20 protein-coding genes and 1 pseudogene are annotated in these 22,170 nt (G+C 71.3%); 9 read left to right on the top strand and 12 right to left on the bottom strand.

The annotated features are described in order from the left end of the window. Positions 1–46 precede the first annotated feature (46 nt). The 4 genes from ACFVH5_RS37900 to ACFVH5_RS37885 all read right to left on the bottom strand — a co-directional run bounded on the left by ACFVH5_RS37900 (position 47) and on the right by ACFVH5_RS37885 (position 2,688). The gene (locus ACFVH5_RS37900; protein WP_107017791.1) at positions 47–286 is read right to left on the bottom strand and encodes a chaplin; all 240 of its coding nucleotides are present in this window, start codon (positions 284–286) and stop codon (positions 47–49) included. A gap of 192 nt (positions 287–478) precedes the next feature. Next, the gene (chpE, locus tag ACFVH5_RS37895) at positions 479–724 is read right to left on the bottom strand and encodes a chaplin ChpE (protein WP_384814948.1); all 246 of its coding nucleotides are present in this window, start codon (positions 722–724) and stop codon (positions 479–481) included. A gap of 184 nt (positions 725–908) precedes the next feature. Beyond that, on the bottom strand, positions 909–1,550 hold the full coding sequence (locus tag ACFVH5_RS37890) for a response regulator (protein WP_385838228.1): 642 nt from the start codon (positions 1,548–1,550) through the stop codon (positions 909–911). Then, positions 1,543–2,688, bottom strand: coding sequence for a GAF domain-containing sensor histidine kinase (locus ACFVH5_RS37885; RefSeq protein WP_385838227.1), 1,146 nt, complete (start codon positions 2,686–2,688; stop codon positions 1,543–1,545). Before ACFVH5_RS37885 ends, ACFVH5_RS37890 begins: the two co-directional genes overlap by 8 nt. Positions 2,689–2,873: 185 nt before the next feature. Between ACFVH5_RS37885 and ACFVH5_RS37880 the strand changes: the two genes are divergently transcribed. From ACFVH5_RS37880 to ACFVH5_RS37870, 3 genes and pseudogenes are all read left to right on the top strand, one after another. Then, the gene (locus ACFVH5_RS37880; protein ID WP_385838226.1) at positions 2,874–3,572 is read left to right on the top strand and encodes an SDR family NAD(P)-dependent oxidoreductase; all 699 of its coding nucleotides are present in this window, start codon (positions 2,874–2,876) and stop codon (positions 3,570–3,572) included. Further along, positions 3,569–4,717 (top strand): annotated as a pseudogene (locus ACFVH5_RS37875) (S-adenosylmethionine:tRNA ribosyltransferase-isomerase). The gene ACFVH5_RS37880 and the pseudogene ACFVH5_RS37875 overlap by 4 nt, the downstream one beginning before the upstream one ends. Positions 4,718–5,017: 300 nt before the next feature. Continuing rightward, complete coding sequence (locus tag ACFVH5_RS37870; protein ID WP_385838225.1) at positions 5,018–5,725, top strand: transglycosylase SLT domain-containing protein; 708 nt, start codon at positions 5,018–5,020, stop codon at positions 5,723–5,725. An 85-nt stretch (positions 5,726–5,810) separates the two neighbouring features. Here the strand turns inward: ACFVH5_RS37870 and ACFVH5_RS37865 are convergent, their stop codons facing one another. Further along, positions 5,811–8,315 (bottom strand): FHA domain-containing protein, encoded by a 2,505-nt coding sequence (locus ACFVH5_RS37865; RefSeq protein WP_385838224.1) that lies wholly within the window; start codon positions 8,313–8,315, stop codon positions 5,811–5,813. Between the two features lie 239 nt (positions 8,316–8,554). On the opposite strand from ACFVH5_RS37865, the gene ACFVH5_RS37860 reads away from it, so the two are divergent. Then, the gene (locus tag ACFVH5_RS37860) at positions 8,555–10,489 is read left to right on the top strand and encodes a streptophobe family protein (protein WP_385838223.1); all 1,935 of its coding nucleotides are present in this window, start codon (positions 8,555–8,557) and stop codon (positions 10,487–10,489) included. Positions 10,490–10,619: 130 nt separating this feature from the next. Then, positions 10,620–11,837 carry a phosphoserine phosphatase SerB gene (serB, locus tag ACFVH5_RS37855; RefSeq protein ID WP_385838222.1) on the top strand — a complete coding sequence of 406 codons (1,218 nt, stop codon included), beginning with the start codon at positions 10,620–10,622 and terminating at the stop codon, positions 11,835–11,837. Between the two features lie 103 nt (positions 11,838–11,940). Here the strand turns inward: serB and ACFVH5_RS37850 are convergent, their stop codons facing one another. The 4 genes from ACFVH5_RS37850 to ACFVH5_RS37835 form a co-directional block, all read right to left on the bottom strand. Beyond that, positions 11,941–12,456 carry a SixA phosphatase family protein gene (locus ACFVH5_RS37850; protein ID WP_385838221.1) on the bottom strand — a complete coding sequence of 172 codons (516 nt, stop codon included), beginning with the start codon at positions 12,454–12,456 and terminating at the stop codon, positions 11,941–11,943. A 125-nt stretch (positions 12,457–12,581) separates the two neighbouring features. After that, complete coding sequence (locus ACFVH5_RS37845) at positions 12,582–12,797, bottom strand: hypothetical protein (protein WP_385838220.1); 216 nt, start codon at positions 12,795–12,797, stop codon at positions 12,582–12,584. Between the two features lie 195 nt (positions 12,798–12,992). Further along, entirely contained in the window at positions 12,993–13,109 is a 117-nt protein-coding gene (locus ACFVH5_RS37840) for an SGM_5486 family transporter-associated protein (RefSeq protein ID WP_107017780.1), read from the bottom strand. A gap of 235 nt (positions 13,110–13,344) precedes the next feature. Then, positions 13,345–14,682, bottom strand: coding sequence for a CynX/NimT family MFS transporter (locus ACFVH5_RS37835; protein WP_385838219.1), 1,338 nt, complete (start codon positions 14,680–14,682; stop codon positions 13,345–13,347). 61 nt (positions 14,683–14,743) lie between these two features. On the opposite strand from ACFVH5_RS37835, the gene ACFVH5_RS37830 reads away from it, so the two are divergent. Beyond that, complete coding sequence (locus tag ACFVH5_RS37830) at positions 14,744–15,532, top strand: FadR/GntR family transcriptional regulator (RefSeq protein WP_385838218.1); 789 nt, start codon at positions 14,744–14,746, stop codon at positions 15,530–15,532. Here the strand turns inward: ACFVH5_RS37830 and ACFVH5_RS37825 are convergent. The 3 genes from ACFVH5_RS37825 to fabG form a co-directional block, all read right to left on the bottom strand. Beyond that, positions 15,516–15,932 carry a hypothetical protein gene (locus ACFVH5_RS37825; RefSeq protein WP_385838230.1) on the bottom strand — a complete coding sequence of 139 codons (417 nt, stop codon included), beginning with the start codon at positions 15,930–15,932 and terminating at the stop codon, positions 15,516–15,518. The two genes, ACFVH5_RS37830 and ACFVH5_RS37825, sit on opposite strands and share 17 nt — an antisense overlap. Before the next feature lie 196 nt (positions 15,933–16,128). Continuing rightward, positions 16,129–16,899 (bottom strand): enoyl-ACP reductase FabI, encoded by a 771-nt coding sequence (gene fabI / locus ACFVH5_RS37820; RefSeq protein WP_384814979.1) that lies wholly within the window; start codon positions 16,897–16,899, stop codon positions 16,129–16,131. 5 nt (positions 16,900–16,904) lie between these two features. Further along, positions 16,905–17,624, bottom strand: a complete 720-nt coding sequence (fabG, locus tag ACFVH5_RS37815) for a 3-oxoacyl-[acyl-carrier-protein] reductase (RefSeq protein WP_107017775.1) — start codon at positions 17,622–17,624, stop codon at positions 16,905–16,907. A gap of 185 nt (positions 17,625–17,809) precedes the next feature. Here fabG and ACFVH5_RS37810 point away from each other — a divergent pair, with 185 nt between their 5' ends. The 3 genes from ACFVH5_RS37810 (at position 17,810) to tyrS (ending at position 22,069) form a co-directional block, all read left to right on the top strand. Next, positions 17,810–19,333 (top strand): TldD/PmbA family protein, encoded by a 1,524-nt coding sequence (locus ACFVH5_RS37810; RefSeq protein ID WP_385838217.1) that lies wholly within the window; start codon positions 17,810–17,812, stop codon positions 19,331–19,333. Then, a complete protein-coding gene (locus ACFVH5_RS37805; RefSeq protein ID WP_385838216.1) occupies positions 19,330–20,724 on the top strand; it encodes a metallopeptidase TldD-related protein in 1,395 nt (464 codons plus the stop codon). The genes ACFVH5_RS37810 and ACFVH5_RS37805 overlap by 4 nt, the downstream gene beginning before the upstream one ends. A 79-nt stretch (positions 20,725–20,803) precedes the next feature. Continuing rightward, entirely contained in the window at positions 20,804–22,069 is a 1,266-nt protein-coding gene (gene tyrS, locus ACFVH5_RS37800; protein WP_385838229.1) for a tyrosine--tRNA ligase, read from the top strand. The last annotated feature ends 101 nt before the right edge of the window (positions 22,070–22,170 follow it).

The raw sequence follows: 22,170 nt of genomic DNA, 5'->3' as shown, positions 1-22,170 counted from the left end.
GGCCCGCGGACCGTGTGGTCCGCGGGGCCCTCGTCCGGGCGGGACGTCAGTCGTTGACGGCCTCGTTGCCGAAGGTCGGGTTCAGGAGCCCGATCACGTTGATGCTGTCACCGACGACGTTGACGGGGACGTGGATCGGGGCCTGGACGGCGTTGCCCGAGGCGACGCCCGGGGACTTCACGGCAGCGCCGTCGGCATCCGAGTCGGCGACAGCGGCACCGGCCGAGGCACCCGCTGCGATACCGACGACGGTGACGGCCAGGGCGGCCTTCTTGGCGATGTTCATGAAAAGCGTTCCTCCTGCGATTGCGTATCCGGCCCTGCCGCGGGCCGTAGCCTGAGCAACGCCCGAGGGGCCCGGACGGCACGGCGGACGAGCGCGTTCAGCCCGTTCGGGCCAGTGGTCCGACGAGCCGAAAAACGGACCGGCCCCCAGGCGGACCTGGGGGGCCGGTGGTCGTTCGACCGGGGGCGTACGTCAGCCGTTGAAGCCGTCGTTGCCGAACGCCGGGTTCAGGATGCCGATGACGTTCACGGTGTTGCCGACCGCGTTCACGGGGATGGCGACGGGGACCTGGACGAGGTTGCCCGAGGCGACACCCGGCGAGCCCACGGCCTGGCCGGCCGCGTGCGCACCGTCGGTGGCGGAGGCGAGACCGGCACCGGCGGCAACGAGGCCACCGGCCACCATCGTGACGGCGGCGGCCTTCTTCAGGTTCTTCACTTCTGAGCCCTCTTCCTTGTGAACCACTGCGGCAGATCGCCGCAGCACGCACTGAAGAACGGCGGAGGCTTCAGAAGGATGCGCCATCCGGGGGACATTCCCACGACGGTATGAATCTCAGTCCGGAGGGAGACGCTCCGTATTGCCGCCCCGGAGGCGGGCCGTTGCGCGGATCAGCAGGTCATCAGCCCGTCACACCGTGACGTACGGCCCACAGCGCGGCCTGGGTGCGGTCGGAGAGGTCGAGTTTCATCAGGATGTTCGAGACGTGCGTCTTGACGGTCTTCTCGGAGAGGACGAGGGCGCGGGCTATCTCGCGGTTGGAGCGGCCGTCGGCGATCAGGCCGAGCACCTCGCGCTCCCGCTCCGTGAGCGAACCGCTTCTGCCCTGCCCGTAGTTGGTGCCCTCCTGGGACAGCAGTGCGCCGGCCACCTCGGGCTGGAGCAGGATGTGCCCGGCGTGGACCGAGCGGATGGCTCCGGCGAGCGCGTCCGGATCAACATCCTTGTAGACGTAGCCGGCGGCGCCCGCGCGCAGGGCCGGGATCACCGTGCGCTGCTCGGTGAAGCTGGTGACGATGAGCACGCGCGCGGGGTTGTCCAGTTCGCGGAGTCTGCGCAGGGCCTCCACGCCGTCCATGCCCGGCATCTTGAGGTCCATGAGGACGACGTCGGGCTTCAACTCCTCGGCGCGGGCGACACCTTCGGCGCCGTCGGACGCCTCCCCCACGACCTCGATGTCGTCCTGCACCTCCAAAAAGGTGCGCAGTCCCCGGCGGACGACCTGGTGGTCGTCGACGAGCAGCACCTTGATTGCGTCAGCCACCAGGGACCTCCATCTCGATCGTGGTGCCCTTGCCGGGCGCCGATTCGACGGTGAGTTCGCCGCCGACGCCGTTGGTCCGGTCGCGCATGGAGACCAGACCGAGGTGGCGGCCCGCGCGGCGGGTCGCCCTGGGTTCGAAGCCGCTGCCGTCGTCCGTGACGCGCAGGACGGCGCCCGGTCCGCGCTTCTCCACGGTGACGTCGACGCGGGCCGCGCCCGAGTGCCGCAGCGCGTTGTGCAGCGCCTCCTGGGCGACCCGGAGCATGGCCTCCTCCTGGGCTGCGGGCAGCGCGCGGACGCCGCAGCTTTCGAAGGTCACGCGCGCGGAGTGGGCCCGGTCGAGGACCTGGATCTGGGTGCGCAACGTGGCGACCAGGCCGTCCTCGTCGAGGGCGGCGGGGCGCAACTCGACGACGGCGGCGCGCAGTTCGTCGGCCGCCTCGGCGGCGAGGGCGGCCACCTGCTGGAGTTCGCCCTTGGCACGGTCCGGATCGCGGTCCACCAGGGCGGCGGCGGCCTGGGCGGTCAGGCGCAGGGAGAACAGCTTCTGGCTGACGGCGTCGTGCAGTTCGTGGGCGAGGCGGGAGCGCTCCTCGGCGATGGTCAGCTCGCGGCTGCGCTCGTACAGGCGGGCGTTCGTGAGGGCGATCGCGGCGTGCTGGGCGAGGATCCCGAGCAGTTCCTCGTCGTCCTCGGTGAAGCCGCAGCCGCCCTGCGGTTTCACGCAGTTCTTGTTGGCGAGGAAGAGGGCGCCGATGACCTCGTCGCCGTCACGGATGGGCAGGCCCAGGAAGTCGGACATGTCGGGGTGGGCGGCGGGCCAGCCCTCGAAGCGCGGGTCCTCGCGGACGTCGGCGAGGCGCTCCGGGCGGGCCTGGTGCAGCATCGCGGCGAGGATGCCGTGCTGGCGCGGGAGCGGGCCGATGGCCTTCCACTGGGCGTCGCTGACCCCGTCGACGACGAACTGGGCGAAGCCCCCGTGGTCGTCGGGCACCCCGAGGGCCGCGTACTGCGCGTCGAGCAGTTCGCGGGCGGAGGCGACGATCGTCTTGAGGACGTCGCGCACCTCCAGGTGCCTGCTCATGGCCAGCAGCGCGGTGCTCACCGCGAGCAGGCCCGACCGGGGTCCGTGACTCATGACCTCACGGTACCGGCGGGGTGTGACAGCGCGTATCCGCCCTGTGGCGGCCCCGCCCCGGTCCGCTGGACCTAGGGCGAAGGGCCCCCGCGCACTGCGGCCCGCGCATGAGGCGGCGAGGGTCCTCGGGTTCCTACGTTGAGGGCAGCCGCCCGGAGCGGCGGTCGAGGACGAGGGGACGGATCATGCCGGTAGCGATCATCACGGGGGCCTCCAAGGGGCTGGGGCGCGCGCTCGCCGAGGCGCTGGCGGAGCGCGGCTGGGATCTGGTGCTCGACGCCAGAACGGCACAGCCCCTCCAGGAGACGGCGGTGGCCGTCCTCAGTAAGTACGGAGCACAGGTACGGGCGCTGCCCGGCGACGTCACGGACAGCGCGCACCGCACCCATCTGGTGACGGCGGCCCGGGAGCTCGGCGGTGTCGATCTCCTGGTGAACAACGCGAGCGCGCTGGGCGCCGAACCGCTCGTACGGCTCGAATCGCTGGCTCTGGACGGGCTCCGGCGTGCGCTGGAGGTCAATGTGGTCGCGGCGCTCGGGCTGGTCCAGGAGGCGCTGCCGCTGCTGCGGGAGTCGCCGGCGGGCGCGGTGATCGACGTCAGCTCGGACGCGGCGGCGGAGGCGTACGGGACCTGGGGCGGTTACGGGGCCTCGAAGGCGGCGCTCGACCAGCTCTCCGCGGTGCTCGGTGAGGAGGAGCCCGGGCTGCGGGTCTGGGCGGTCGACCCGGGTGACATGGGCACGGACCTCTACGCGGCGGCCGTTCCGGACGACGACGATCCGCGGCCCGACCCGGCGAGTGTCGTGCCGGCCTTCCTGAGGCTGCTCGACGAACGTCCGGCGAGTGGGCGCTACGGGGCACCCGCCCTGCTGGAGCAGCGATGACGACCGCCATGGGGGTGCCTCCGCTCGACGGCGGCCGGGCGGGGAGGTGGACGCTCCCGGAGGAGCTGTCGGCCCGGGTGCCGGCCGAACAGCGGGGTCCCGGGCTCGACCGCGACGCCGTCCGTCTGCTCGTCTCGCACGGGACCCGGGTGTCGCACCACGCGTTCGTGGAGCTGCCGGGCCGGCTGCGGGCCGGGGACCTGCTCGTCGTGAACACCTCCGTGACACTGGCGGCGGCGGTGGACGGGACAGTGGGGCACGCGCGCGTGGTGGTGCATTTCTCCACCCGGGGCGACGACGGGCGGTGGGCGGTGGAGCTGCGCGAGCCCGACGGAAGGGGCACCACGCGCGCACGCGGGGGCGGGCCCGCGGGGACGGAGGTGCGGCTGCCGGGGAACGTACGGCTGGTCCTGGAGGAGCCGCTTGCCGACCGCGGTGCACGGCTGTGGTGGGGGCGGGTCTCCGACGCCGACGTGCCGGGGCTCCTGCGGCGGCACGGGAGGCCCATCCGCTACTCCTACACGGAGCGGGACCAGCCGCTGTCCGCGTAGCAGACCGTGTTCGCGCTGCCGTCCGCCGACGGGACGGGGAGCGCGGAGATGCCGAGCGCGGCGCGGCCCTTCACCTCGCGGCTGGTGGCGGAGCTGGTGAGCCGGGGTGTGCAGTTCGCGCCCGTCACCCTGCACACGGGGGTCGCCTCGGCCGAGGCGCACGAGCCGCCGTACCCGGAGCGCTTCACGGTGCCGGAGACCTCGGCGCGGCTGATCAACGCGGCGAAGGCGGGTGACGGCAGGGTGATCGGGGTCGGCACCACGGCCGTGCGCGCCGTGGAGTCGGCGGCGGGACCCGACGGGGTGGTGCGTGCCGCGCGGGGCTGGACCGGCCTGGTGGTGACCCCGGAGCGCGGGGTGCGGGTCGTCGACGGGCTGCTCACCGGGCTGCACGAGCCGCAGGCCTCGCATCTGCTGATGCTGGAGGCGGTCGCGGGCAGGGAGGCCGTCGACCGCGGGTACGAGGAGGCGCTGCGCGGGCGCTACCTGTGGCACGAGTTCGGCGACGTGCACCTCATCCTCCCGGAGGACCTGCCGGACACCCTCTCGACGGAGAACCCTCACACAGAGGATTGCCACAGCAACTGCTGGTGAGTCCGAGGGACGTCCGATGTGAGCCCGCACATAGGGCGCACATCACGTACGAAGGGGCATAGGAGACAACCGGACTCCTGGTGAGCGGGGCAGACGTATTGGTCTGTCCCGATTTGCCCTTTGGGGGTCCACTACCCGAGGTCGTACGTCACACCTTTGCCATCGAAAATTCGGGCCGCTAACAATGGCTCCCGTCGCTCGATGCCGCAGGTGCTTACCCACGGCGTCAGATCCGGAAACACCTTTTGTCCCCATCGGATCGAGAGCGGCCTCCGCGCTATTCGAAGAGGTCCTCCAGCCATGCCCAAGCAGCACAGCATTCCTGGTCGCATCCCCGCCATGACCAAGGTCCACAAGCTCTCGTTCGCCGGTGTCGCCACGCTCGGCGCCGCCGCCCTCGCGTTCTCGCTGGCCCCCGCCGACACGAAGGCGAGCACCGACGCGGTCTCCGCCGCTCCCGCCGCGTTCTCGTCGCAGGAGCTGAAGGTCAAGACCGTCGGCCTCAGCGGCCAGCTGGCCGACGCCCAGGCCGCCGCCGCGAAGAAGAAGACGGCCGACGCCGCCGCCGCGAAGAAGGCCGCAGAGGCCGCCGCGGCGAAGAAGGCCGCGGACGCCCGCAAGGCCAAGGAGGCCGCGAGCCGGTCCACCCAGCGTGCCGCGATCAAGCCGGTCGCCGCGAAGACCTACGCGAACAACCTGGACGGCTGGATACGCCAGTCGCTGGACATCATGAAGAAGCACGGCATCCCGGGTACGTACGACGGTCTGCACCGCAACATCATCCGGGAGTCCTCGGGCAACCCGAACGCGATCAACGGCTGGGACATCAACGCCATCAACGGCGTCCCGTCCATCGGTCTGCTGCAGGTCATCAAGCCGACCTTCGACGCGTACCACGTCGCCGGCACCGCCTGGAGCCAGTACAACCCGGTCGCCAACATCACCGCCGCCGCCAACTACGCGGCGGACCGGTACGGCTCGATCGACAACGTCAACAGCGCGTACTGAGGTCTGCGCGGACCTCTGCCCGTACGCCGGAAAGGGCGGCACCCCCAGCGGGGTGCCGCCCTTCGCGCGTGCCGCTCGCGGCGTACTACTTGCGCATGACCTCCGGCTCGTGGCGGCGCAGGAAGCGGGCCACCAGGAACGCGCAGACCGCGGCGAGGGCGAACAGGGCCGTCATGTCGAGGATCCAGGTCAGCGCCGTGTGATCCCACAGGGGATCGGTCTCGGCCGTGTTGTGCGGGTTGATCTTGTTGAAGTCGAGCGTGGCCCCGGAGGCACCGACCGCCCAGCGCGACGGCATCAGATACGAGATCTGGTTGACGCCGACAGCGCCGTTCAGCGGGAACAGGCAGCCCGTGAAGACGACCTGGATGATCGCGAACATCACCAGCAGCGGCATGGTCTTCTCGGCGGTCTTCACCAGCGAGGAGATGACCAGGCCGAACATCATCGACGTGAAGCCGAGCGCCATGATCGGCAGGGAGAGTTCCAGCGCGACCGCGCCACCGAGGATCAGTCCCTTGTCGGGGATCGTCCGGCTCATGAAGCCGATCGCGCCGACCAGCGCGCCCTGGAACATGGTGATGACACCGAGGACGATCACCTTGGACATCAGATACGCGGAGCGTGACAGGCCCGTCGCGCGCTCGCGCTCGTAGATGACCCGTTCCTTGATCAGCTCACGGACCGAGTTCGCGGCGCCCGCGAAACAGGCACCCACCGCGAGGATCAGCAGCACCGTCGCGGCCGTGCTGTTCGGGATGGGCAGGCCGTTGGGCTGCAGCTTCGTGTTCACCAGCAGCGTCTTGTCCGGCTCGATGAGCAGGCTGACCGCGCCGAGGACCGCCGGCAGGATCACCGTCAGGGCCAGGAAGCCCTTGTCGGACGCGATGACCGAGACGTACCGCCGGACCAGTGTGCCGAGCTGGGAGACCCAGCCCTGGGGCTTCGGCGGGCGCATCGCCTGCGGCGGCGGCATGGCTACGGACTGCGGGGCGACCGCGTCGATGTCCGCGGCGTACATCTGGTAGTGCTGCGAGCCCTTCCAGCGGCCCGCCCAGTCGTAGTCGCGGTAGTTCTCGAAGGCGGAGAAGACATCGGCCCAGGTGTCGTAGCCGAAGAAGTTCAGTGCCTCCTCGGGCGGACCGAAATAGGCCACCGATCCGCCGGGCGCCATGACCAGAAGTTTGTCGCAGATGGCCAGTTCGGCCACGGAGTGCGTGACGACGAGGACCGTGCGGCCGTCGTCGGCGAGGCCACGCAGCAGCTGCATGACATCGCGGTCCATGCCCGGGTCGAGGCCGGAGGTCGGCTCGTCCAGGAAGATCAGCGACGGCTTGGTCAGCAGCTCCAGGGCCACCGAGACGCGCTTGCGCTGGCCACCGGAGAGGGAGGTGACCTTCTTCTCCTTGTGGATGTCGAGCTTGAGCTCGCGCAGCACCTCGTCGATCCGGGAGTCGCGCTCCTGGGTCGTGGTGTCCGCGGGGAAGCGCAGCTTGGCCGCGTACTTGAGGGCCTTCTTGACGGTCAGTTCCTTGTGCAGGATGTCGTCCTGCGGGACCAGACCGATGCGCTGACGCAGCTCGGCGAACTGCTTGTAGAGGTTTCGGTTGTCGTAGAGGACGTCACCCTCGTTGGCGGGGCGGTAGCCCGTGAGCGCCTTGAGGAGCGTCGACTTGCCGGAGCCGGAGGGTCCGATGACCGCGATGAGCGACTTCTCCGGCACGCCGAAGGAGACGTCCTTGAGGATCTGCTTGCCGCCGTCGACCGTGACGGTCAGGTGGCGGGCCGAGAAGGAGACCTCACCGGTGTCGACGAACTCTTCGAGGCGGTCGCCCACCAGGCGGAACGTCGAGTGGCCGACGCCGACGATGTCGTTCGCGCCGAGCAGCGCGGAGCCGCCCTTGGCGATCGGCATACCGTTGACGAACGTGCCGTTGTGCGAGCCGAGGTCACGGATCTCGTAGCGCCCGTCGGGCGTCGCGTGGAACTCGGCGTGGTGCCGCGAGACCTGCAGGTCGGAGACGACCAGCTCGTTCTCCAGCGCACGGCCGATCCGCATCACGCGGCCCAGCGACATCTGGTGGAACGTGGTCGGGCTGCGGTCGCCGTAGACCGGCGGCGCCCCCGCGGCGCCGCCGGAGCCCTGCTGCTGCGGGATGTGCCCGCCCTGCTGCCCCTGCTGCGACTGCTGCCAGCTCTGCTCGGGCGCCTGCGGCGTCTGCTGCGCCCAGCCGGCCGCCGGGGCGCCCTGAGCGGCGTACGGCTGCTGCTGGGGCTGTGCCTGCGGTGCCGCGGCCGCGGCGCCCGTCAGGCTCAGGCGTGGCCCGTCGGTCGCGTTGCCGAGGTGCACGGCCGAGCCGGGGCCGATCTCCATCTGATGGATCCGCTGCCCCTGCACGAATGTGCCGTTGGTGCTGCCGTGGTCCTCGATGACCCAACTGCGGCCGCCCCAGCTGATCGTGGCGTGACGCCAGGACACCCTGGCGTCCTCGAGCACGATGTCCCCCTGCGGATCGCGTCCGAGGGTGTATGGCCTGGACGCTTCGAGCGTCCAGGTCCGTCCGTTCAATTCCAGTACGAGTTCCGGCACTCCATGCCCCACTGTGTTGTCCCCCGATGTACCCCCAACACAGGGAGTCTAGGGATGTCGAACATCGTGGGGAACTATTTCAGTAGGAGGCCCCTGACCGAAAGTCGGGCCTCTCGAAGACCGAGTACGGGCGTCTTGTCCGTTTCCGTTGACGGGGTTGAAACCGGACCGGAGAGTGGTAATCCCACGCGAGGGGGACACCGCGGCGGAGGTGTCGCGGGTGCGGAGTCGGGGGGCTGATGATGAGCGACGGGTCCGTGGGACAGGGCAGGCGCGTGCCGGTGGGCGATGTGCTGCTGTCCTCGATCGCCGCCGTGAGCTGGGCGTTGATCGGCATGGCGGGCGTGGCCGCGCTGGGGCTGCATCTGCTCGGCGCCGACGAGACGGCCTCGCTCGGGCCGATGACCGCGGCGCTCGTGGCGCTCGGGGCGGGCGGTTCGGTGACGCCCTCGGGCGATATGTCGGCGTTCGGGCTGGAAGGTGCCCAGGCCGACACCGCCCTCCAGATCACGCCACTCGGGGTGAGCCTGGTGGGGGCGCTGCTGCTGTCCTGGTTCTTCCTGCGCTCCCTGCGCGGGGCGGGCGCGGTGATCGCGCCCGCCGAACTGCTGGCGCGGGCGGGCGCGGTGGCCGCCCTCTTCGTGGCGTTACTGGGGGGTCTCGCCTGGGCGGGACACGACATCATCACGATCGACGGCGGTGCGCTCGGGCTCGACAAGCTGCCGGGCGGCGGGGTCCCCGACGACGTGGAGGTGCCCGGACTCGGCAACATCGGCGGTCTGCTGCCGGACCGGCTCGGGGACCTCGCGGACGCGAACGCCAAGGTGGGCTTCACCGTCGACACCGTGCCGACGCTCCTCGGCGGCCTCGGCTGGGTCCTCGGCATCCTGCTGATCGCGCTGCTGGCCTCGCGCAGGACCCCGCTGCCGGGCGGCTGGACGGCGGTGCACCGCGTGGTGCGTCCCGCGGTGTCCGCGCTCGTCACGGTCCTGCTGGTGGCGGTCCTCGCGGGCTTCGCGGCGGCGGCGTACGCGGCGATCGGCGACGACAACCCGAAACGGATCGCCGGCGCCGCCCTGCTCGGGGCGCCCAACGGCGTGTGGCTCGGTATCCCGATCGGGCTCTTCGTGCCGTGGGACGGGACGGCCACGGGTCCGTTCCTGCAGTTCCTGCCGGATCCCATGGACGACCTCCTGAAGTTCTCCGACAAGCCCGTGACCCTGGCCAGGCTGGCCGAACTGGACGGCCGGGTCTGGCTGCTGGGCATCGCGGCGGCCCTGATGATGCTGTTCGCGGGCGTCCTGACCGCGGCGCGCACCCCGTTCGTACGGGAGCGGGGCGTCCTCGGTTTCGCGGCGCGCTGCGCACTGCGGCTGGCGATCGTGACCGCGCTGGTGCTGCCGTTGCTGGTCTGGCTGACGGAGGTGTCCGTGAACGCCTCGCTGTCCGTGCTCGGCATAGACGCGTTCGACTCCGGGATCGAGTTGCGCGGGCAGCTCGGCATGGCGCTGCTGCTCGGCGCGCTGTGGGGCGCGGTCGCGGGCGCGGTGGGTGCGCTGCTCGCGTGCGCGTCGGGTGCGGCCGGCCGTCAGGCGGCGCCGCCGGCACGGGGTGACGCGGACGCGACCGCGCCGGAGGCCGTCGCCTCGTACGCGGAGGTGGCCGGGCAGGCGGCGGGGCAGCCGGCCGGGGAGGCCGGTCCGTACCGTCCCGGGACGCCGTTCCGGCCGACGAACCCGGAGACGAACCCCTATCTGCGGATCCCCGACGAATTACGGGAGTCAGGGCCCGGACGGCGCTCCGGCCCCCAGACCCCCGGCGGCTCCCGGCCGCCCGGCGCACAGCCCCGCGCCCCGGGCACACAGCAACGGCCTCCCGGTGGGCAGCCGCAGCCCCCTGGTGGCCGGCCACGGCCTCCTGGTGGGCAATCAGGGCCTGGCGGGCAGCCTCCGGGCGGCGGTGGTCAGCCACCGGGCTCGCGTCCGCCGGACGACGTGCCGGACGACGTGTACGGGGCGCAGACGATGATCGGCCCCTTCCCGCCGACGCCCCGTCCGGGGCCTCCGCGGCCCGGAGCCCGGCGCCGGCCCCGCTCGTCGCAGGACGGGCCGCCTCCCCCGCCGGACGAGCTGCCTCCCCCGCCGCCGCCCCGCAGGCCGGGCGGGCGCCGCTGACCGGAGAGCGGGCGCGGGGCCGACACGGCCCGTGAAGGCCGGGGACACCCGGGCGACATGTACTGTTCCCCGTCCGTCAGGCGGACCTCGGGGGCATTCGGCACGGAGTGCCGGATACGGTGTAAGCACCATGAGCGCATCACAGACCCCTGATGTTCCCACTGATGTCCCCACTCTCCTCGTCAAGATCTTCGGCAAGGACCGTCCCGGTATCACCGCCGGGCTCTTCGACACCCTCGCCGCCTACTCGGTCGACGTGATCGACATCGAGCAGGTCGTCACCCGTGGCCGGATCGTGCTGTGCGCGCTCGTGACGCATCCGCCGGCCGGCCTGGAGGGCGATCTGCGCGCCACCGTGCACAGCTGGGCGGACTCGATGCGGCTGCAGACCGAGATCATCTCCGGTCACGGCGACAACCGGCCCCGCGGGCACGGCAGGTCGCTGGTGACCGTTCTCGGACATCCGCTCACCGCGGAGTCGACGGCCGCCATCGCCGCCCGGATCACCGGGGCCGGCGGCAACATCGACCGTATCTTCCGGCTGGCCAAGTACCCCGTGACCGCGGTCGAGTTCGCGGTGTCCGGTACGGAGCCGGAGGCACTGCGGACCGCGTTGGTGACCGAGGCCGCCGCACTCGGCGTCGACATCGCGGTGGTCGCGGCCGGGCTGCACCGGCGGGCCCAGCGCCTGGTCGTCATGGACGTGGACTCCACGCTCATCCAGGACGAGGTCATCGAGCTGTTCGCGGCGCACGCCGGCTGCGAGGCCGAGGTCGCCGAGGTGACGGCCGCCGCGATGCGCGGCGAGCTGGACTTCGAGCAGTCCCTGCACGCGCGCGTGAAGCTGCTCAAGGGGCTCGACGGCTCCGTGGTGGACAAGGTGCGCAGCGAGGTGCGGCTGACACCGGGGGCGCGCACGCTGATCCGCACACTGAAGCGGCTCGGTTTCCAGGTCGGTGTCGTCTCCGGCGGCTTCACGCAGGTGACGGACGATCTGCGGGAACGGCTCGGGCTGGACTTCGCCCAGGCCAACACGCTGGAGATCGTCGACGGGAAGCTGACGGGCCGGGTGATCGGCGAGATCGTGGACCGGGCGGGCAAGGCGCGGCTGCTGCGCCGGTTCGCCGCGGAGGCGGGCGTTCCGATCTCGCAGACGGTGGCGATCGGTGACGGGGCCAACGACCTGGACATGCTCAACGCGGCCGGTCTCGGAGTCGCCTTCAACGCCAAGCCGGTGGTGCGCCAGGCCGCGCACACCGCGGTGAACTTCCCCTTCCTGGACACGGTCCTCTACCTGCTGGGCGTGACGCGCGAAGAGGTCGAGGCGGCGGACATGCACGTCGACTGACAGCCCTCGTGTGCGCGCTTCCGCGAGCACCCGGGGTCTCCCGCGACAGGGACGGGGCCCGGCACCGTCGTGGTGCCGGGCCCCGTCCGCGCTCACGGTCCGTTCACTCGGACGGGTCCCAGTAGTCGAGCAGGGTGGCCGCGCCGGGCTCCAGGCTCTTCCACGACCCGGTGAAGGAGAGCACGGCGAACGCGGCGGGGTGGAACTCGCGGCTCACCCCTCCCTTCGCGTCGGCCTCGGACCGGCCCGCCAGGATGTCGGCGAGGCCCTGCACTCCGGGGTTGTGCCCGATCAGGAGGGCGTTCTGCGCGTCGTCCGGGGTTTCGTTCAGTACGGCGATCAGCTCGCCCGGGGAGGCTTCGTAGAGCCGCTCCTCGTAGACCGTTTTCGGCCGGTGCGGCAGTTCCTGGACGGCGAGCTTCCAGGTCTCGCGGGTCCGGGTCGCGGTGGAGCAGAGGGCCAGATCGAAGGGGATGCCGGTGTCGGCCAGCTTGCGTCCGGCGACGGCGGCGTCCTTGCGGCCCCGCTCGGCCAGCGGACGCTCGTGGTCGGGCACTTCGGGCCAGTCGGCCTTCGCATGCCGGAAAAGGACAATCCTGCGGGGTTCTGCGACGCTCATGGGTCCCAGCTTCGCATGAAACACGCCACGGGGCGCAGGGAGTTGATGCGCTGCCCCACCATGGGGCACGGGGAGCTCAGGAGCCCCTGGCGCGGCACGATCTCACGAGCCGGGGCGCGGGCGGCTCACGCGCCCTGGTGCAGCACCAGCTGCTGGATCCGCTCGAAGAGGCTGCCGACCGCCGGGTCCGTGCCCGCCGCGTGGGCGTCCGCCGGGTTCAGTATCAGCAGCAGGAGCGCCGCGAAGGCGAGGGCGGGGAGGAGCAGCGCCCACCAGGGCAGTCGCGTCTCGACGCCGCGCCCGGTCGCCGGGTGGGGCGGGGTGTGCGTTGGGGCCGACATGCCGCCTCCGTGGGGCTTCGAGTGGTCCGTGGTCCGCGTCCTCGCGGTCACATCTCGAAGGTACGGACTCGGGAACCCTCAACCCATCCGGTGATCCACCCACTTGACCCTGACACTCACCCCCTAGGGGACGGGGGGATAACCCCACCCTTCGCTGCCACGAGGGCTCGGCGGAGCGCGATCAGGGCGGGACGGTCAGGGTGAGGCGATGGACGCGATGACGCCGATGACCACGAAGATGAGGAGGAACGCGCCGAAGACGAGGAGCATCTTCTTCTGGCCGTTCTTGGGGTTCGGATCGAGCACGGGCATGGGCCCAGTCTCGCACTCTTCGCCCGGATCCTCACGGGTGGGGTCGGTGTCCGAGGGCGGTCGTCGCGCCGCCCGGGAGGAGCGGTCGCCGTGCGGGGCGGGAGGTGCGGTCGCCGCGCGGTCCGGGAGCGGCGCTCGTCACGCGGTCCGGAGGGATCGGTCGCCGCGCGGTTCGAAAGCGGCGCTCGTCGCGCGGCCCGGAAGGAGTGATCACCGCACGGTCCGGGAGCGGTGGTCACCGCGCGGCCTCGTCCTCCACCGTGCGGTCGCGGCCCGCCAGGACGCCCACCACGATCTGCGGGACCATCAGGCCCGCCATGAGCGCGATCGGCAGCCCCCAGCCGCCGCTGTGCTGGTAGAGGACGCCCACCAGCAGCGGGCCGGGGATCGAGATGAGGTAGCCGGTGCTCTGCGCGAAGGCCGACAGCTGTACGACCCCCGCGCCGGTCCTGGCCCGCATGCCGACCATGGTGAGGGCCAGCGGGAACGCGCAGTTGGCGATGCCGAGCAGCAGGGCCCACGCCCAGGCGCCGGCGGCCGGGGCGAGATAGAGCCCCGCGTAGCCGGCGAACCCGCAGAGGCCGAGGGCGACGACGATGGGCCCCTGGTGGGGCAGCCGGGTGGCCAGCCGCGGGATGACGAAGGCCAGGGGCACGCCCATCACCATCGTGACCGCGAGCAGCAGTCCTGCGGTGCCCGCCGGGACGCCGGCGTCCCGGAAGATCTGCGCCATCCAGCCCATCGTGATGTACGCGGCGGTGGCCTGGAGCCCGAAGAAGACGGCGAGCGCCCAGGCGGTACGGCTGCGGGTGATCCGCAGCGGGGCGGCCTCCTGACGCGCTCCGGAGGCCGTGCTCGGGGCCGTGGCCGGGGCGGCGCCCCCAGGAGCCGCGTCGGCGGACAGGGGCGTGCCCTTGGCCCGTACGAGAGGGATCCAGGGCAGGACGGCGACGGCCGCGAGGGAGGCCCAGACGGCGAGGCCCGTCTGCCAGTTGCCGCCCAGGGCCCGGGTCATGGGCACGGTGACGGCGGCCGCGGCGGCGGTGCCGAGGGCGAGGGCCATGGAGTAGAGGCCGGTCATGGTGCCGACCCGGTCCGGGAACCAGCGCTTGACGATCACCGGCATGAGGACGTTGCTGACGGCGATGCCCATGAGGGCGAGGGCGCTGGCGACCAGGAAGCCCGCGGTGCCCCCGACGAAGGGCCGCAGCACCAGACCCGTACCGATCGCCACCATGCCCGCGCAGACCACGGCGGCGGGTCCGAAGCGACGGGCGAGGCGCGGTGCCATGACGCCGAAGACGGCGAAACAGAGCGGCGGTACGGAGGTGAGGAGCCCGGCGACGCTGCCGCTCATGCCGAGGCCGTCGCGCACCTCTTCCAGGAGGGCGCCCAGGCTGGTGATGGCGGGGCGCAGGTTGAGGGCCGTCAGGACGATGCCGACGATCACCAGACGCGTCATCCACGCGCGCGTGGGGGGCGTGTCCAGGTCCACGTCCTGTGCGGAGCTGCGTATCGGTGTCTGTGTCGGCATCGATGGGGACACGGTCGTCCTGGTTTCCTCGCCTGTCATGAACCCCATCATAGAATCATGGGATGATTGGTTGTCCAACCCCCTGGCGCGAAGGACCGTCATGCCCCTGAGCCACCCTCGCCGTTCGGCCCTGTCCGAGCAGGTCATCGCCGCATTGCGGAACGAGATCACCTCGGGAGAGTGGCCGGTGGGCTCCCGCATCCCCACCGAGCCCGAGCTGGTCGAGCAGCTGGGAGTGGCCCGCAACACGGTCCGGGAGGCCGTGCGGGCCCTCGCGCACAACGGTCTGCTCGACATCCGGCAGGGCTCGGGCACGTACGTGCTGGCGACCAGCGAGCTGGCCGGTGTGATGCACCGCCGCTTCGCGGACGCCGACCCGCGGCACATCGCCGAGCTGCGCTCCACGCTGGAGTCGAGCGCGGCGAGGCTGGCCGCCGAGCGCCGTACCGAGCGCGATCTGAAGCAGCTGGACGCCCTCCTCGTACGCCGGGAGGAGGCCTGGGAGTCCGGCGACACGGAGGCCTTCGTGACCGCCGACACGACCTTCCACCTGGCCGTGGTCGCCGCGTCCCACAACGACGTCATGACGGCGATGTACGCGGACCTGGGCGAGGTCGTGCGCGACTGGCTGCGCGAGGACGTCGGCGAGGAGCTGACGCCCGAGACGCACATGGACCACACGCGCCTGGTGGACGCGATCCGCGCGGGCGACGCGCACACGGCGGCCTCGGAGGCGGCCGGCTACCCGTTCCTCCTGTGCCGCCCGGGGCGGTCCGAGCCGGCGGAGCGTGCCCAGACCGAGAGACCTGCGGGGCCTGCGGGACAGTCGGTGCAGCCGGGACAGTCAGGACGGCCGGGGCAGGCGGGGAACGTCACTTCCCGTGGCTGACCCACGCCGAGCGGACTTCCTTCCAGCAGCGGCCGGTCAGCCGGACGTTCTGCGCGGGGCCCGCCTCGACCCTCGCCCCGTCGGCGTCGATGTCCCACCACCGGTCGCACTCGATGTGCAGACCGACATGGTCGGACTCCGGATACGGGTTGTGGCAGTACGCCGTCACGTGTGAGCCCTCGACGACCGTCCGGCACGCCGCTCCGAAGGGCCGTGTCTCAGCGGGCACGCGCGCGTGGGGCGTTGTTCCCGCGCCGTGCGCGATGTGTGGGCCGTGCGCGGAGTGCGAGGCGGCGTCGGAGGGCACCGCGAGCAGCAGGGTCAGAGCGGCGAACAGTGCGGCGGGGGCTGCCGCGAAGCCGTTCCTGTGGAGCCGATGCGTGCATCGGGCCTGGGACAGGCGCACAAAGGGACCTCCTCGGCCGGGCTCTGGAGGGCATCTCGGGAGAAGAACTCCTGCTTCGGAGAACTCCTCCTCCAGAGTGGGCCGTTACCCCTCACGGCCGCCCGGCCGGTGGGGCCGAACGGGTGACGCCCCGCTCCCCGCGCACTGCGGGGAACGGGGCGCCACCGTGGAAGCACCTGCGCGGCGGTGACTACGCGCCGATCGCGTGCAGCCCGCCGTCGACGTGGATGATCTCGCCGGTGGTCTTCGGGAACCAGTCGCTGAGCAGGGCGACGACACCGCGGCCGGCCGGCTCGGGGTCCTTGAGGTCCCACTCCAGGGGCGCGCGGTCGTCCCAGACGGCGGCCAGTTCGCCGAAGCCCGGGATGGACTTGGCGGCCATCGAACCGATCGGACCGGCCGAGATGAGGTTGGAGCGCACGTTCTGCTTGCCCAGGTCGCGGGCGAGGTAGCGGTTGGTGGCCTCCAGGGCGGCCTTGGCCGGACCCATCCAGTCGTACTGCGGCCACGCGTACTGGGCGTCGAAGGTGAGGCCGACGACCGAGCCGCCGCCGTTCTGCATCAGCGGCAGGCAGGCCATGGTCAGCGACTTCAGCGAGAAGGCGGAGACGTGCATGGCCGTGGCGACCGACTCGAACGGCGTGTTCAGGAAGTTGCCGCCGAGGGCGTCCTGCGGGGCGAAGCCGATGGAGTGCACGACGCCGTCGAGGCTGCCCAGCTCCGCGCCCACGACCTCGGCGAGCCGCCCGAGGTGCTCGTCGTTGGTCACGTCGAGCTCGATGACCTTGGTGGGCTTGGGAAGCTTCCGTGCGATGCGCTCGGTCAGCGTGGGCCGCGGGAACGCGGTCAGGATGATCTCGGCACCCTGCTCCTGGGCCAGCTTCGCGGTGTGGAAGGCGATGGACGACTCCATCAGCACACCGGTGATCAGGACCCGCTTGCCCTCAAGAATTCCACTCATGGTGATCAGTGACCCATTCCCAGTCCGCCGTCTACGGGGATGACGGCTCCAGTGATGTACGAGGCCTCTTCCGAGGCGAGGAACCGCACCGTTGCGGCGATCTCCTCGGGCTGCGCGTAGCGGCCGAGCGGCACCTGCTTCACGATGGCCTCGCGCTGCTCGTCGGTGAGCGCCTTCGTCATGTCGGTGTCGACGAAACCGGGCGCGACGACGTTGAAGGTGAGGTTGCGCGAGCCCAGCTCACGGGCGAGCGAGCGCGCGAACCCGACCAGGCCGGCCTTGGAGGCCGCGTAGTTCGCCTGGCCGGCCGAGCCGAGGAGGCCGACCACCGAGGAGATCAGGACGACACGGCCCTTCCTCGCGCGCAGCATGCCGCGGTTGGCGCGCTTCACGACCCGGAAGGTGCCCGTCAAGTTGGTGTCCAGGACGGACGTGAAGTCCTCCTCGGACATCCGCATCAGCAACTGGTCCTTGGTGACACCGGCGTTGGCGACGAGGACCTCGACGGGGCCGTGCGCGGCCTCGATCTCCTTGTAGGCCTGCTCCACCTGCTCGGTGTCGGTGATGTCGCACTTGACCGCGAGGCAGCCCAGTTCGGTGAGGGCGGCCGGGGGCTCGCCCGAACGGTACGTGATCGCGACCTTGTCGCCCGCGTCGGCGAACGTGCGGGCGATGGCGAGGCCGATGCCCCGGTTTCCTCCGGTGACGAGAACCGAGCGGCTCAACGGATCACCCTTTCGATAGCCGGTCTGGTACCTCGAAAACCTATCGGTACGGTCGGCCTCGCGGAGAATCGGGCACCGACAGTGGCTCGGGGGACTCGCTGTCGGGTCCCTACAGAAAAGCCTGGCCGTCGGGCCCGCCCGCGCGACATGATCGGAACCGACAGGCGACAACAAGGGAGACCTCCGTGCCCCATTCCATCGACGAAGCCTTCACGGCACTGCCGCTACGGGCCCTGGCCGACGCGGCGCTCGCGCGGGCGCGGGCGCTGGGCGCCGACCATGCGGACTTCCGGTTCGAGCGGGTGCGCAGCGCGTCCTGGCGGCTGCGGGACGCGAAGCCGGCGGGGTCGTCGGACACGACCGACCTCGGGTACGCGGTACGGGTCGTGCACGGCGGCACCTGGGGGTTCGCCTCCGGCGTCGATCTGACGATGGACGCCGCCGCGAAGGTGGCGTCGCAGGCGGTGGCCATGGCCAAGCTGTCGGCGAAGGTGATCAAGGCGGCGGGCTCCGACGAGCGCGTCGAGCTGGCCGGTGAGCCCGTGCACGCGGACAGGACGTGGGTCTCCTCGTACGAGATCGACCCCTTCTCCGTACCGGACGAGGAGAAGGCCGGGCTGCTGGCCGAGTGGAGTGCGCGGCTGCTCGGGGCGCCCGGTGTCAGCCATGTCGACGCCTCGCTGATGACCGTGCACGAGAACAAGTTCTACGCGGACACCGCGGGCACGGTGACCACCCAGCAGCGGGTCCGGCTGCACCCGCAGCTGACCGCCGTGGCCGTCGACGAGTCGAGCGGCGAGTTCGACTCGATGCGCACGATCGCGCCGCCCGTCGGGCGCGGCTGGGAGTACCTCACCGGCACCGGCTGGGACTGGGAGGCGGAGCTGGGGCGGATCCCGGAGCTGCTGGCGGAGAAGATGCGGGCGCCGAGCGTCACGGCCGGGGTGTACGACCTGGTCGTCGACCCGTCCAACCTGTGGCTGACCATCCACGAGTCCATCGGGCACGCCACCGAGCTGGACCGCGCGCTCGGGTACGAGGCCGCGTACGCCGGGACCTCGTTCGCCACCTTCGACCAGCTGGGCAAGCTGCGGTACGGCTCCGAGCTGATGAACGTGACGGGCGACCGCACCGCCGAGCACGGACTCGCGACCGTCGGGTACGACGACGAGGGCGTGGCCGGGCAGTCCTGGGACCTGGTGAAGGACGGCACGCTCGTCGGCTACCAGCTGGACCGCAGGATCGCGAAGCTGACCGGCTTCGAGCGGTCCAACGGCTGCGCGTACGCCGACTCGCCCGGCCATGTGCCCGTACAGCGCATGGCGAACGTGTCGCTGCGGCCCGATCCGGCGGGGATGTCCACGGACGACCTCATCGGGAGCGTCGACCGCGGGATCTACGTCGTCGGCGACCGGTCCTGGTCGATCGACATGCAGCGCTACAACTTCCAGTTCACCGGCCAGCGGTTCTTCAAGATCGAGAACGGGCAGATCACGGGCCAGCTGCGGGATGTCGCCTACCAGGCGACGACCACGGACTTCTGGGGCTCGATGGCGGCCGTCGGCGGCCCGCAGACCTACGTCCTGGGCGGCGCCTTCAACTGCGGCAAGGCCCAGCCGGGCCAGGTCGCGGCGGTCTCGCACGGCTGCCCCTCCGCCCTCTTCAAGGGCGTCAACATCCTCAACACCACGCAGGAGGCCGGGCGATGAGTCCTCGTACGAACAAGCCGCACGAGATCGTCGAGCGCGCCCTCGCGCTGTCCCGGGCGGATGGATGTGTCGTCATCGCCGACGAGCGGTCGACCGCGAACCTGCGCTGGGCGGGCAACGCGCTGACCACCAACGGTGTCACGCGCGGGCGCACCCTGACCGTCGTCGCCACGGTCGACGGCCGTGAGGGCACCGCCTCCGGAGTCGTCTCGCGCTCCGCGGTGACCGCCGACGAACTGGAGCCGCTGGTACGGGCCGCCGAGGCCGCGGCACGCGGGGCGGGCCCCGCGGAGGACGCGCAGCCGCTCGTCGAGGGCGTGCCCGCCTCCCCCGACTTCACGGACGCGCCCGCCGAGACCTCGTCGGCGGTGTTCACCGACTTCGCCCCGGCGCTCGGCGAATCGTTCGCACGCGCGCGTGCGGGCGGCCGTGAACTGTACGGCTTCGCCAACCACGAGCTGGTCACCAGCTACCTGGGGACGTCCACGGGGCTGCGCCTGCGGCACGACCAGCCCAACGGGACGCTGGAGCTGAACGCCAAGTCCCCGGACCGTACGCGCTCGGCGTGGGCCGGCCGCTCCACGCGGGACTTCCAGGACGTCGACACGGCGGCGCTCGACGCCGAGCTGGCCGTCCGGCTGGGCTGGGCGGAGCGGCGGATCGACCTGCCCGCCGGGCGGTACGAGACGCTGCTGCCGCCGACCGCCGTGGCCGACCTGCTGATCTACCAGCTGTGGTCGGCGGCGGCCCGGGACGCGGCCGAGGGCCGGACGGTGTTCAGCAAGCCAGGCGGCGGCACGCGTGTCGGCGACCGGCTCACCGACCTGCCGCTGACCCTGCGCAGCGACCCGAACGAGGCCGGGCTCGAAAGCGCCCCCTTCGTCCTCACCCACTCCTCCGGGGACGACGCCTCCGTCTTCGACAACGGACTGCCCCTGAAGGCCACGGAGTGGGTCCGCGAGGGCGAGCTGAAGCGCCTGACGAGCACCCGGCACAGCGCGGCCCTGACCGGGCTGCCGGTGGCTCCCGGCATCGGGAACCTCATCCTCGACGGCGGCGACGACACCTCTCTGGAGGAGATGGTCGCCGCGACCGGGCGCGGGCTGCTGCTGACCTGCCTCTGGTACATCCGCGAGGTCGATCCGGCGACGCTGCTGCTGACCGGGCTGACCCGGGACGGCGTCTACCTCGTGGAGAACGGCGAGGTCACCGGCGAGGTGAACAACTTCCGCTTCAACGAGTCGCCGGTGGGGCTGCTGGGGCGGGCGACCGAGGCGGGGCGGACCGAGAAGACGCTGCCGCGCGAGTGGAGCGACTGGTTCACCAGGGCCGCGATGCCGGCGCTGCGGGTGCCGGATTTCAATATGAGCTCTGTCAGTCAGGGCGTATAACCTCGGTAGCCACGCGGTCGGCTGCCCCCTGGGCTGTCCTTCCGACTGCACGAAGATCTTGCTAGGAGACATGAGAACCGTGACGGACATCGTCGACGACCTGAAGTGGCGCGGGCTGTTCGCCCTGTCCACCGACGAGAACGCATTGCGCAAGGCGCTCGCGGACGGTCCCGTCACGTTCTATTGCGGCTTCGACCCCACCGCGGCCTCCCTGCACGTCGGGCACCTGGTGCAGGTCCTCACCATGCGCCGGCTCCAGCAGGCGGGCCTGCGCCCGCTGGCCCTGGTGGGCGGGGCGACCGGTCAGATCGGCGACCCGCGCCCGACGGCGGAGCGCACGCTGAACGACCCGGAGACGGTCGCCGACTGGGTCGGCCGGCTGCGCTCCCAGATCGAGCCGTTCCTGTCCTTCGAGGGCGAGAACGCCGCGGTCATGGTGAACAACCTGGACTGGACGGCCGGTCTGTCGGCCATCGAGTTCCTGCGGGACATCGGCAAGCACTTCCGCGTCAACAAGATGCTCACCAAGGACTCGGTCGCCCGGCGTCTGGAGTCCCAGGAGGGCATCAGCTACACGGAGTTCAGTTACCAGCTGCTCCAGGGCATGGACTTCCTCGAGCTGTACCGGAGGTACGGCTGCACGCTCCAGCAGGGCGGCAGCGACCAGTGGGGCAACCTCACGGCGGGCCTGGACCTGATCCACCGCCTGGAGCCGGACGCCCAGGCGCACTGCATCGCGACGCCGCTGATGGTCAAGGCGGACGGCACCAAGTTCGGCAAGACCGAGGGCGGGGCCATCTGGCTCGACCCGGAGATGACGACGCCGTACGCGTTCTACCAGTTCTGGCTGAACGTGGACGACCGTGACGTCTCGACGTACATGCGGATCCTGTCCTTCAAGTCCCGGGCGGAGCTCGAGGAGCTGGAGAAGCTGACCGAGGAGCGTCCGCAGGCCCGTGCGGCGCAGCGTGCGCTGGCGGAGGAGCTGACGACGCTGGTGCACGGGGCCGGGCAGACCGCCGCCGTGATCGCCGCTTCGCGGGCGCTGTTCGGGCAGGGAGAGCTGAGTGAACTCGACGCGGCGACGCTGAGTGCCGCGCTGTCCGAGCTGCCTCGGGTGCGGGTGGCCGAGCCGGGGTCCGTGGTCGACCTGTTCGCCGAGGTCGGGCTCGTGCCCAGCAAGTCCGCCGCGCGGCGGGCCGTGAAGGAGGGGGGCGCGTACGTGAACAATGTGAAGGTCGCCTCCGAGGACGCGGTTGTCTCCGCGGCCGACCTGCTGCACGGGCGGTGGGTGGTGCTTCGGCGGGGGAAGAAGTCGCTTGCGGCTGTGGAGGTCGCGCCTTAAGGGGTGCGTCTTCGGGTGCGGGTGCGTTGTGGCTGGTCGCGCCGTTCCCCGCGCCCCTCAAAGGCAAAAGATTGCGCAGTTCCCCGCGCCCCTTTCCAGGG

This window comes from Streptomyces sp. NPDC127119, assembly GCF_042677425.1.
Classification (GTDB): Bacteria; Actinomycetota; Actinomycetes; order Streptomycetales; family Streptomycetaceae; genus Streptomyces.
This window is presented reverse-complemented; position numbering and strand designations above follow the sequence as displayed.